We start from the raw sequence: 10,611 nt of genomic DNA on the forward strand, positions 1-10,611 counted from the left end.
CGTGCCGGTCGGCCGGACCGCGGGCGTGATCAGCCTCGCGCTGTTCGCCGCGCTGCTTGTTGCGCTGCCGCTGCTTCGGCAGGCCGCGCCCGGCATGGGGCTTGCGCTGGCCGACAGCTTTTACCGCGCGGGTGCGCTTGTCTTCGGCGGCGGTCACGTCGTGCTGCCCATGCTGGAGCGCGAAGTCGTCCCAGCGGGCTGGGTGAGCCCGGAGACGTTCTTGGCCGGGTACGGCGCGGCGCAGGCGGTTCCGGGACCGCTCTTCACGTTCGCCGCTTATCTCGGCGCTGCGGCCGCAGGAGGAGCCGGAGCCGCGCTGGCGACAACGGCCGTCTTCCTCCCGGGCTTCCTGCTCGTCGTCGGCGCGCTGCCGTTCTGGAACGCCTTGCGGACGCATGCACGTATGCAAGGGGCGCTGGCGGGCATTAATGCCGCCGTCGTCGGCCTGCTGCTCGCGGCCTTGTACGACCCGATCTGGACGTCCGCCGTGCGGACTCCTGCCGACTTCGCGGCTGCTGCCGTTCTATTTGGCTTGCTTGTCTTCTGGAAGCTGCCGCCTTGGGCGGTCGTCCTCACAGGCGCCTTTTTCGGATGGGTGCTATCCTTGGGATTGGTCTAAACCTGCACATCAGACATCTTGGCTCGCGACCCGCCCGAGGTCCGGGCTATTTTTTTCTGCGGAACAGGCGGGCGGCTCCTTTGCCAAGCTCCGTAAGCAGGACCATGACCGACAGCCCGCCGAGCGCATACGGGACGACAAGTGGAATGGCGCGCAGATCGGTAATATGCACCCAACGCAAAAAAAGCGGGTACAACAGCATCAGCACAACCAGGATTGCAATTTTCACGGGCATTCGCCTCCGGGGCTTACATAGATTTTCGACAATGAAATAAATTTCGCTGCCGAAACGTCAAAACCTGCCGTACGGAACGGGTGGGAAATGGTTCCATTAGCCGTTCCGTTCCGGGCGCGAAAGCTTCATTTTGGAATTTGTTAAATTTAGCAGATGTTCAATTATGGATTGACGGATGACCACCCTCATACTATGATAACATTATCGCTTTAAAGCATGTACACGTTAAATCCAGGAGGTCCGAAATCATTGAAAACATCCGCTAAACTGTTATCCCTGCTAATCGCAGTACCGCTGCTGGTCGCAGGCTGCGGGACCAAAGCACCGGCGCCCGCCAATTCGTCCGGAGGTGGAGACGCTTCCAAGCCTACGGACAAGAAAGTTGTCAAAATCGGCATCTCGCAAATTGTCGAACATCCGTCGCTCAACGCGACGCGCGAAGGCTTCCTGGCCGCGCTTAAGGACAACGGCTTCATCGACAAAGAGACCATGGACGTAGATTACAAAAACGCGCAAGGCGACGCTACAACGAACCTGACCATCGCTCAGAAGTTCGCCGCCGACAAAAAAGATCTGGTATTCGCCATCGCCACGCCGTCGGCTCAAGCCGTCGTGCAGAACGTGAAAGACGCGCCGGTGCTTTTCGGAGGCGTGAGCGATCCGGTGTCCGCGAAGCTCGTTAAAAGCCTGGACAAGCCGGGCGGCAACGTAACCGGTGCCGCGGATACGCATCCGGACGCCATTCCGAAGCTGATCGACTTCATCGCTTCCGATTTCCCGAAGGTCAAGAAGATCGGAATCGTGGCGAACGAAGGCGAAGCGAATGTCGCGTTTATGGTGAAGACGGCGGAAGCGGCGTTTGCGAAGCATAACATTCAAGTCGTCAAAGCATCGGTTGCGAACAGCTCCGAAGTGAAGCAGGCCGCCGAATCGCTCGTGGGACGCGTCGACGCGATCTACATCACGCTCGACAATACGGTTGTAAGCGCCGTCGAATCGATTATCAAGCTCGCGAGCGACAAGAAAATTCCGTTCTTCGCCAGCGACCGCGATTCGGTGGAAAAAGGAGCTCTCGCCACCTACGGCTTCAAATATTACGATCACGGTTACCAAGCGGGTAAAATGGCCGTCGAGATTCTCAAAAACGGCGCCAAGCCGGGCGACATGAAAGTCAGCTACCCGGACAAGCTTGACCTGATCATTAACCTTGATGCCGCCAAGCAGGAAGGCGTCGAAGTTACCGATTCCATGAAAAATAAAGTACAGGATAAGAAAAACCTGCTCGGCGGTTCGGCAAAATAACTTCGTAAGACCCAGGCAGAGTGACCTTCCGAACGGACTCAAGGTCACTTTTGCATTTCTTTGCAGGAGGATGGACATATGCAAGACGCGTTGACAGGTTCCTTGGAACTCGGCATGCTGTATGCCATTATGGCGCTCGGCGTGTATCTTACGTTTCGAATTTTGGATTTTCCCGATTTGACGGTGGACGGCAGCTTCACGACCGGCGGCGCGATTGCCGCGGTCTTGATCTCTTCCGGCGTATCTCCGGCGCTCGCCACACTGGCGGCCTTCGGAGGCGGTCTCGTGGCCGGAGCTTGTACCGGACTGCTGCACACCAAAGGCAAGGTGAATGCGCTGCTGTCCGGGATTTTGATGATGATTGCGCTGTATTCGATCAATCTGCGGATTATGGGGAAAGCAAACATTCCGCTGCTTGGAGAAGATACGCTGCTGACGGACGTTCCGCTGCTGTTGGTCATGCCGATCGTCGTGCTGGTTGTCAAATTTGCACTGGACTGGTTCCTGCATACGGACCTGGGCCTTGCGCTCAGAGCAACCGGGGATAACCCCCGCATGATCCGCAGCTTCGGTGTGAACACGGACAACACGATCATCGTCGGCGTCAGCTTGTCCAACGGACTCGTGGCGCTCTCCGGCGCCTTGATCGCGCAGTATTCGGCCTTCGCCGAAATTACGATGGGGGTCGGGATGATCGTCATCGGGCTTGCTTCGGTCATTATCGGGGAGGCGCTGTTCGGCGCGAAGACGGTATTCCGTGCGACGCTGGCCGTGGTGCTGGGCGCGATCGTCTACCGGCTGATCGTGGCGCTGGCGCTTCGCGTCGGACTGGAGCCGACGGACATGAAGCTGATGACCGCGCTCATCGTTATCGGCGCCTTGACGCTCCCGATGATCCGGGGCAAGCTGCGTCAAAAGTCGGTCATCCGCCAACGGGCGGCTGATCTCGAAAATTCCCGTGCCCGGAAAGTTTCAGCGGGAGGTGGTCGATAATGTTACGCGTCGAACATGTTTCCAAGCTGTTTAATCCGGGGACGCCGGACGAAAAGCTCGCCTTATCGCATATTAACCTCCAATTGAAGGAGGGCGATTTTGTTACAGTGATCGGCAGCAACGGCGCCGGCAAGTCCACGCTCATGAATATCATCTCGGGCGTCATGACGCCGGATCTCGGGAAGGTCGTCATTGGCGGAAACGAAGTCGAATCGATGCCCGAGTATCGCCGCAGCGCATGGATCGGCCGGGTGTTCCAAGATCCGATGGCCGGCACCGCGCCGACGATGACGATCGAAGAAAACCTGGCCATGGCGTACAAGCGCAGCGAGCGCAGAGGGCTCGCCATCGGTGTTACGGGGCGCAGGCGGACGATGTTTCGCGAGCAGCTCAGCCGGCTCGGCATCGGGCTGGAGAACCGCCTGAACGCCAAGGTCGGCCTGCTCTCAGGCGGAGAGCGGCAGGCGCTCAGCCTGCTGATGGCGACCTTCACCGAGCCGCGCATTCTGCTGCTCGACGAGCATACCGCAGCGCTTGACCCTTCGCGGGCGGAGCTGATTACGTCGCTGACCGAGCAGATCGTCGCCGAGCTTAAGCTGACGACGCTCATGGTCACCCACAATATGGATCAAGCGATCCGGCTCGGCAACCGGCTCATCATGATGGATAAAGGACGCATTATTTTGGATGTGCCGGAGCAGGAGAAGCGGGGGCTGACCATCGAAGGACTGCTCCAGCAGTTCGAGCGGATACGCGGCACTAAGCTTGCGGACGACCGTGTCGTACTCGGTTAAGAGCAAAAGAAAAACGCCCCGCGCAACAGGCAAGGCGTTCCGTATAACTAATAGGATTGACAAGCCATCGAACCGGGAAGGTTCGGTGGCTTTTTTTGCAATGCTAGCTTTTGCGGCCTTTCAGCAGAAACAGGATGGCGAATTGGGGAAGCACCAATTGCCGTCTCCAGCGGGATGGCTGCCGCAGCAGGCGGTACAGCCACTCCAAATTCAGCTTTTGCCAGACGACCGGGGCGCGTTTGACCTTGCCCGCGATGACATCCAGACTTCCGCCGACACCCATCGCGAGCTTGGCGGATAACCGGTTTTTGTATTTGAAGATCCATTTTTCGGCCCGCGGTGCGCCCATGGCGACGATGAGAAGGTCGGGCTTGACGCTTGCAATCTGCTCCACAAGCTTCGGTTCGTCGTCAGCGGTAAAGAAGCCGTTTTGCCGGCCGGCGACCTTGAGGCCCGGGTATTGATTCTTGATGATGTCGACGGCTTTCTTGCTCGTTTCTTCGTCGGCCCCCAAGAAGTAGAACGACCATCCGTGCTCGTGGCCGAGTGCCAACAGCCGGAGAAGCATCTCGTAGCCGGTTACGCGCTCGGGCACCGGCTCGCCCTTGAAACGCGAGGCCAAGACAATGCCGATCCCGTCGGGCGTAATCATGTCCGCCTGCTCGACAATGTGCCGCAGCTCGCTATCTTTTCTTGCATTCATCACAATTTCGGGGTTGGCCGTAATCAAGTGAAACAACTGCGGATCGTTCCGGTCCAGCCGGTGATGCAGCTCGTTTACGGTTTCGTCTAAAGATAATTTGGAAAAGGGTACGCCTAAAATAGAAACGGTTTGCATCGGTATCTCCTCTACGTTCATTTCCTCCATCTTACCACAGAATTGCCGAGGAGGAGAACATCCCGCAACCGCCTATGAGGCTGCTCCCGACAAACATGCCGGTCGCCGGGTCTCCGTTACTGCCGGATCAACCCGTTCCGCGCCAAAAACTCGCCGTTAAACGTAATGGGCACGCCCGCTCCGTTGCGCTCCGCGTGGATATGAAGATGCGGCTCCGACGTATTTCCCGAATTGCCGACAAGGCCGAGGGGCGTGTTCACATCAACGGTATCCCCCACTTTCACCTTCACGCTGCCTTTCTGCATATGCGCGATGTACACTTTGGCATCCAGACAGCCGATCGCGACATGGTTGCCGGCGGGCGGCACGCCTTCCGGCAGCTTTTCCGACAGGGTGGGCGCTCTGTCCTCGAACCCGTCGACCGCTTCCAGCACTTTGCCGTTGCAGGGGCTGTACAGCGTATCACCGTAGATGGCATAGGCTTGCAGCTCGCTGGGGTAGATGCCGTTCGTTCTCCAGCCGCCGGCATTCAGCTTTACAATATCCAGCGCGTACTGCTGCGGCAAGTATTCGTGGTGGTAGTTTACGATCGTCCGGCTGCCGCCGTGAGCGACGTCATAAGTACCGCCGCGCAGCGGAAAGCGCAGATCGACCGTCTCTTCGGACGCTCGGTGTCCGGTCAGCGCGTAACCGCCCAGAAAAACAAACAGCGCGGCGAAGACTGCGGACAGCGCAGGGCCTACCCATGAAACGAAAGAACGCGGCGGCCACAGCGGCACGTTCCGGTTATTTCTTATGGCGCGCACGACGGAATAAAGCCAGAACGCGATGAGGGCGTAGCGGAAATAATAGCCGACCCAATCCCATCTTCCGACGTTCCAAATGTAGAGGGTATAGGAGGTGGCAACAAGGAACCACCCGAAGCACGCCAGCTTGCTCTGGCGTTTCCGCCCGAGCTCGATCATGAAATAGACCGGGAAAAACAAGCTTGCCAAAAATAACATCACAATGCTGAACCACATGGATATCCTCTCCTTTCGCTCAAGTATAACTAGCCGGATTTACTTCGGGTGAAACAGCAGCTTACCGGAGTCTTAATTTTTTATCGTTAAGGTTCCGTTAAGAATCCGTTCCTCTGCGGGTAAACGCGGTGTGGTATGATAAGTGAAGCGATATGCCGGGGAGGAAGGATATGGAATGCAGGCGAACGAAGCAACCATTTTATTGGTCGACGATGAGCCGACCATTGTCCGTATGTTGAAGAAGGTACTGGAAAAAGAAGGATTTGTTCATATCGATACGGCGGCGACGGGCGAAGAAGCGATCGCGGCGTGCGACAGCAGGTCTTATGATTATATTGTGCTCGACGTAATGCTGCCTGGGCAAAGCGGGTTTGAGGTATGTCCGAAGCTCCGGCAGCGCACCGATGCGCCGATTCTGTTCCTGACAGCGCGCTCTTCCGATCTGGACAAGCTTAGCGGCTTCGCCCTGGGCGGAGACGATTATGTGACCAAGCCGTTCAATCCGCTTGAAGTGGCTGCCCGGATCAAAGCGAAGCTCCGAAGGGTTGTCAAGTTCGCGGAAGGGCCCTCCACGCAGGGCGTCTACGATTTCGGGCGGTTTCGGTTGAATGAGCTTGCGGGAGAACTGACGGTCGAGGACAGGCGGATTCCATGCCCGGCTCAGGTGTTTCAGCTGCTCTTGTTTTTCTGCAAGCATCCGAACCGGATCTTCAACAAGCAGGAGCTGTATGAGCGGGTATGGGGCGAATCCAGCTTCAGCGACGACAACACCGTCATGGTCCATATTTACCGCATCCGGGAGCGCATCGAACGCAATCCTGCGGAGCCGGAACTGCTGGTCACCGTCCGGGGGCTGGGCTATAAGCTGGTGAGAGGCGGAAATGATGACGTTTAGGCGGGCAAAGGGAGCGGCGGATGAGGAACGGAATGTAGGGGAAGGCTCGGCTCCCGCCTCGGTCTCATCGCCTGTGTCGGACGGAGGCAAGCGGGTCATCCGGCGGCTTATCGGCCATTTCAGCCTGCGGCTGATCGTGACTGGCATTCTGCTCGTCGTGTTGGCAGTCTTGATCTTGTACTGGATGCAGCTAAAGCTGCTGGATCTTGATGCGGGCCGCAGCTTTGCGCAGGCGGGCATGCTGAAGCTGATCGACACGATGGAAGTGGATGAGACGGGAACGCCTCATTTTGACGAGGAGCTACTGGACATTGTGAGAAGCGAAGGCGGCTGGCTGCAAATGCTCGACGGTCAAGGGAGAGCAACCTACTCAGTGTATACGCCCGAGGACGTACCGACCGCTTATAAGCCGGGGGAATTTGAAGCTTACTGGAGAAAAAAGGAGCCGTTTCCGTATGATTTGGCCGTATGGATTCGGCAGCGAGGCGGCGTAACCTATACGCTGCTCTATGGCGTCATCCCGGAGGAGAAGCGTCTGCTGGAGATGATCGTGGAAAAGGCCGGCGCGCCGGGGCCAAGCTCGATGCTGCCTGCAGGCTTGGAGGACCGGCTCAAGGAGGCGGATGCCGCGTTGCAACTGCTGGACCCGTCCGGGCGGCAGGTTGCTTTGTTCGGCAGCGCGGGGAACGTGTTGACGGAATACTCCCTTCAGGAGCTTGCACTCCGGTCGGTTTACGGCAACAGATACGATATCAAGCAGGCCACTCATTACGATTCCCGCACGCAGTATACCTGGGTTGTGACCATCCCGTTTCATGAGAAAGGGATTTTTGCGGGAGTTCTGAAAAACGAGATCAGCATTATGCTCGTTGCGTTTGTCGGCCTGCTGCTGACGACGCTGTTTCTGTTCCTGCTGCTGTCGCTCTGGTATGCCAACCGCTTCGGCGGGCCGGTGCTCCATATGATCGACTGGCTTCAGCAGCTCGGGCAGGGCCAGTTCCGCGAGCCGGACGGACTTCGGGGTCCTCGCAGTCTGGACCGCAAGGGCCGGCTGCAGCGCCGGTACCGTTTGTTCGCCGACGTGTTCCTCTCGCTAAGGCGGCTGACGGGAATTTTGAGCCGCAACGAGGAAATGCGGGCCAAGCTGGAGCAGACGAGAGAGGAATGGATCACCGGAGTATCCCACGATTTGAAAACGCCACTCACGTCGATTAAAGGCTATTCGCATATGCTGGAAGCGCCGGATTACGGCTGGTCGACCGACGAAATCTGCGAATTTGCCGGCGTGATCCGCGAGAAGGCGCAATATATGGAGCTGCTGATCGACGATCTCAGCCTGACCTATCGCTTGCAGAACGAAGCGCTGCCGCTGGAGCTGCGGGAGACGGAGCTGAACGATTTGACGGACATCGTTATTCACCGTTTTCGGACGAATCCGAGATTTGCGGGCGCGCGTATCGTCTTTCGACCCGCCCCTGGTCCGCTTGTTACCCGGGTAGACGAACGATGGCTCAGCCGGGCGATCGTGAATCTGCTGGCGAATGCGGTCCTGCACAATCCCGAAGGAACGGACGTGGAAGTAAGCGTCACGAGGGACGGAGAAGCCGAAAGCTTCGCCCGTTTGGAAATCCGCGATAACGGCAGCGGGATGGATGAGGAGACGGTCGGCCGGCTGTTCGAACGGTATTACCGCGGTACGAATACCGAGGGAGGGTCGGACGGAACGGGGCTTGGGATGGCGATCGCTCGGCAGATCGTTCTGGCCCACCATGGGAATATCCGGGTGGAGAGCGAGCTTGGCCGAGGGACGATTGTGACGATATGGCTCAGGCAAGCCTCGCCACCGGTTGAGGCTGTGCAGTAGGATCAGGTATAATTTCCCTTATCGGGAGCAGGGGAGGAAGACAAAGTTGATGAACGAGACGTTGAGGATAGCCCGGGAGGTCGCCTGCGAAGCGGCCGCAGCCGCGGGAAAGCTGGCGAAGGAGCATTTTGACCGGGATAAAGAAGTGATGGCCAAAGGGAATCAAGGGGATTTGGTGACCGCGATCGATCATTTGGCCGAGAAGGAAATTTTGAACCGGCTGCAGGAGCGGTTCCCGGAGCATCGGATTCGCAGCGAGGAGAGCGGCTGGTCCGGAGCGGAAAGCGATTGGCTGTGGCTGGTCGATCCGCTGGACGGGACGAATAACTACGCGATCGGGCTGCCGGTATATGGCGTATCGCTGACGCTCATTTACCGGGGAGAGCCGCGGCTGGGCGTCATCTACGATTCGCAGCTGGAAAATTTGTATGTCGCCGAGCAGGGAAAAGGAGCTTTGTGCAACGGGCTGCCGATTCGCGTCAAGGCGTCCGCAGCCGCCGGGAAAATGACCTTGGGCTGGATTCAGGGGCATGACGTCGGCAAGGGCGGACAGGCCACGTCGCTGAAGCACCATCTCGACGCAGGCAGCAAACGGGTCCTGTCGCTCTGGGCGCCAACGCTGCTGTGGAGCATGCTCGCGCGCGGCGATTTGGACGGCATCGTGCTGTACAATTCGGAAGGCGAGGACTTGTATTCCGGCCTGCTGCTGGCGAAGGAAGCGGGAGCGGCGGTCGTCGACTTCGACGGCCGGCCGTTCGAAGGCATGAACTCCGAGCCGTATATCGTCGCCTGCCCTCCGGACCGTCTGGAAAGTCTGCTTTCCATGGTCCGGGCGGGACTCGGCGGGTAGGCGCAGGTTTTCAGTTTCTACAGGCTCTAAGTCATTTCGAGCCGGTCCAGCCGTTGAAATTGCCTTTGATCGAAAAGCAGAAGGTAGACATCCGGGTTCGTCAGCCGTTCCCACTGGTCATAGCCGAAGCGGCTGTCGAAAGCTTGCAGCATTAACGTCATAAGGTTGCCGTGGGTGACGACAGCGATATGGCGCTGCGCTTCCGTTCGGAGGATGTCCCGGAGGACACTCACTCCGCGGTTCATGGCCGCCCGTCCGGATTCGCCGCCTTCGGCGCTCCAGTCCGGCTCTACGAACGAACGCTTCAGCAAGTCGCGCCAATTCGGCAAATCGAGGGTCGAGAGCACGCGTTCCTGCAGTCTGTCATCGGTCGTCACGGAAAGCCCAGCTCTCTGCGCCAATGGCCTGATCGTTTGCATAGCCCGCAGGTAAGGGCTGCTCACGACCGTATCGACGGGAAACGCGTGCAGCAAGTCAGCAAGAATAGCCGCCTGCGCCTCGCCTTGGGGTGTAAGCGCCGCGTCCGGAGCTTGTCCGGTCGCTTGAGCGTGTCTGATCAAATAAATCGTTTGCATCCCATCGCCTCCGTCTTCGGTGAAGTGAAGCTTTACCTTCAGTTTAGCAGCAAAATCCATAAGTTACGAGATGCATAGGAAACGGGTGGGAGGAGAACAGAATGACTTATCCGATACGGGTTCGCGCCTGCGCGCTTATCCTCCGGGATGAGAACGTGCTGTTGATCGAATTCACAGATGCAAACGGAGTCCATTATAACTTGCCTGCCGGAGGGGTCGAAGCCGGGGAATCGGTCATCGAAGCGGTGATCCGGGAAGCGCGGGAGGAAGCCGCTGCGGACGTCGAGGTCGGACCGCTGGCCTTCGTGTACGAATACGCACCGCATCGAAGCGATCACGTGTATGGCGCCACGCACAGCGTCCACCTTATATTCGATAGCAAGCTGAAGGAAGGGTCCGTGCCCGCAATGCCCGCGAGCCCCGATCCGAATCAAACGGGCGTGCGATGGATTCCGCTTTCCGAGCTGGACAAGATCGTGCTGTACCCGAACTTAAGAAAGCAGATTGCCGATTATGCCGCAAGGCGTACCGGGACGCCAGTATTCTTCGAGGAGCATCAGCTCGACAAGTACCCGCTTCCATCTTCCTAAAACAGCAAAAACCTGACGTCGCACAGCCCCGATC

12 protein-coding genes are annotated in these 10,611 nt (G+C 58.2%); 8 read left to right on the forward strand and 4 right to left on the reverse strand.

Annotated elements, in window-relative coordinates:
• Window positions 1-619 (forward strand): chromate efflux transporter (chrA, locus tag PEL01S_RS33480; RefSeq protein ID WP_127463261.1); only part of this gene is annotated, 619 nt, incomplete at its 5' end.
• A 46-nt stretch (window positions 620-665) separates the two neighbouring features.
• Here the strand turns inward: chrA and PEL01S_RS33485 are convergent.
• Complete coding sequence (locus PEL01S_RS33485; protein WP_174807050.1) at window positions 666-854, reverse strand: hypothetical protein; 189 nt, start codon at window positions 852-854, stop codon at window positions 666-668.
• 216 nt (window positions 855-1,070) lie between these two features.
• On the opposite strand from PEL01S_RS33485, the gene PEL01S_RS33490 reads away from it, so the two are divergent.
• The 3 genes from PEL01S_RS33490 to PEL01S_RS33500 all read left to right on the forward strand — a co-directional run bounded on the left by PEL01S_RS33490 (window position 1,071) and on the right by PEL01S_RS33500 (window position 3,943).
• Window positions 1,071-2,156, forward strand: coding sequence for an ABC transporter substrate-binding protein (locus tag PEL01S_RS33490; RefSeq protein ID WP_127463263.1), 1,086 nt, complete (start codon window positions 1,071-1,073; stop codon window positions 2,154-2,156).
• 78 nt (window positions 2,157-2,234) lie between these two features.
• Window positions 2,235-3,149, forward strand: coding sequence for an ABC transporter permease (locus tag PEL01S_RS33495; protein ID WP_063179488.1), 915 nt, complete (start codon window positions 2,235-2,237; stop codon window positions 3,147-3,149).
• Window positions 3,149-3,943, forward strand: a complete 795-nt coding sequence (locus PEL01S_RS33500; protein WP_010497563.1) for an ABC transporter ATP-binding protein — start codon at window positions 3,149-3,151, stop codon at window positions 3,941-3,943. Before PEL01S_RS33495 ends, PEL01S_RS33500 begins: the two co-directional genes overlap by 1 nt.
• Window positions 3,944-4,046: 103 nt before the next feature.
• Here PEL01S_RS33500 and PEL01S_RS33505 read toward each other — a convergent pair whose 3' ends face one another.
• Window positions 4,047-4,781, reverse strand: coding sequence for a WecB/TagA/CpsF family glycosyltransferase (locus PEL01S_RS33505; protein WP_127463264.1), 735 nt, complete (start codon window positions 4,779-4,781; stop codon window positions 4,047-4,049).
• A 116-nt stretch (window positions 4,782-4,897) separates the two neighbouring features.
• Window positions 4,898-5,803, reverse strand: a complete 906-nt coding sequence (locus PEL01S_RS33510; RefSeq protein ID WP_239551353.1) for a M23 family metallopeptidase — start codon at window positions 5,801-5,803, stop codon at window positions 4,898-4,900.
• Window positions 5,804-5,978: 175 nt separating this feature from the next.
• On the opposite strand from PEL01S_RS33510, the gene PEL01S_RS33515 reads away from it, so the two are divergent.
• From PEL01S_RS33515 to PEL01S_RS33525, 3 genes are read left to right on the forward strand one after another with little or no spacing between them, the layout of a single operon-like run.
• A complete protein-coding gene (locus PEL01S_RS33515) occupies window positions 5,979-6,698 on the forward strand; it encodes a response regulator transcription factor (RefSeq protein ID WP_127463265.1) in 720 nt (239 codons plus the stop codon).
• A complete protein-coding gene (locus tag PEL01S_RS33520; RefSeq protein ID WP_127463266.1) occupies window positions 6,685-8,562 on the forward strand; it encodes a sensor histidine kinase in 1,878 nt (625 codons plus the stop codon). Before PEL01S_RS33515 ends, PEL01S_RS33520 begins: the two co-directional genes overlap by 14 nt.
• 49 nt (window positions 8,563-8,611) lie before the next feature.
• A complete protein-coding gene (locus PEL01S_RS33525) occupies window positions 8,612-9,412 on the forward strand; it encodes an inositol monophosphatase family protein (RefSeq protein WP_127463267.1) in 801 nt (266 codons plus the stop codon).
• A 26-nt stretch (window positions 9,413-9,438) separates the two neighbouring features.
• On the opposite strand, the gene PEL01S_RS33530 is transcribed toward PEL01S_RS33525, so the two are convergent.
• Window positions 9,439-9,987 (reverse strand): histidine phosphatase family protein, encoded by a 549-nt coding sequence (locus PEL01S_RS33530; protein ID WP_127463268.1) that lies wholly within the window; start codon window positions 9,985-9,987, stop codon window positions 9,439-9,441.
• Window positions 9,988-10,088: 101 nt separating this feature from the next.
• Between PEL01S_RS33530 and PEL01S_RS33535 the strand changes: the two genes are divergently transcribed.
• A complete protein-coding gene (locus PEL01S_RS33535; protein WP_127463269.1) occupies window positions 10,089-10,577 on the forward strand; it encodes an NUDIX domain-containing protein in 489 nt (162 codons plus the stop codon).
• Window positions 10,578-10,611 lie beyond the last annotated feature (34 nt).

Origin of the sequence: Paenibacillus elgii NBRC 100335 (genome assembly GCF_004000865.1) — a bacterium.
Lineage (GTDB): Bacteria > Bacillota > Bacilli > Paenibacillales > NBRC-103111 > Paenibacillus_G > Paenibacillus_G elgii.

What these genes read in the sequence shown, in the direction of transcription:
- PEL01S_RS33485 (WP_174807050.1), bottom strand. Translation starts at nt 854, where the DNA reads ATGCCCGTGAAAATTGCAATCCTGGTTGTGCTGATGCTGTTGTACCCG.
- PEL01S_RS33490 (WP_127463263.1), top strand. Translation starts at nt 1,071, where the DNA reads ATGTACACGTTAAATCCAGGAGGTCCGAAATCATTGAAAACATCCGCT.
- PEL01S_RS33495 (WP_063179488.1), top strand. Translation starts at nt 2,235, where the DNA reads ATGCAAGACGCGTTGACAGGTTCCTTGGAACTCGGCATGCTGTATGCC.
- PEL01S_RS33500 (WP_010497563.1), top strand. Translation starts at nt 3,149, where the DNA reads ATGTTACGCGTCGAACATGTTTCCAAGCTGTTTAATCCGGGGACGCCG.
- PEL01S_RS33505 (WP_127463264.1), bottom strand. Translation starts at nt 4,781, where the DNA reads ATGCAAACCGTTTCTATTTTAGGCGTACCCTTTTCCAAATTATCTTTA.
- PEL01S_RS33510 (WP_239551353.1), bottom strand. Translation starts at nt 5,803, where the DNA reads ATGTGGTTCAGCATTGTGATGTTATTTTTGGCAAGCTTGTTTTTCCCG.
- PEL01S_RS33515 (WP_127463265.1), top strand. Translation starts at nt 5,979, where the DNA reads ATGCAGGCGAACGAAGCAACCATTTTATTGGTCGACGATGAGCCGACC.
- PEL01S_RS33520 (WP_127463266.1), top strand. Translation starts at nt 6,685, where the DNA reads ATGATGACGTTTAGGCGGGCAAAGGGAGCGGCGGATGAGGAACGGAAT.
- PEL01S_RS33525 (WP_127463267.1), top strand. Translation starts at nt 8,612, where the DNA reads ATGAACGAGACGTTGAGGATAGCCCGGGAGGTCGCCTGCGAAGCGGCC.
- PEL01S_RS33530 (WP_127463268.1), bottom strand. Translation starts at nt 9,987, where the DNA reads ATGCAAACGATTTATTTGATCAGACACGCTCAAGCGACCGGACAAGCT.
- PEL01S_RS33535 (WP_127463269.1), top strand. Translation starts at nt 10,089, where the DNA reads ATGACTTATCCGATACGGGTTCGCGCCTGCGCGCTTATCCTCCGGGAT.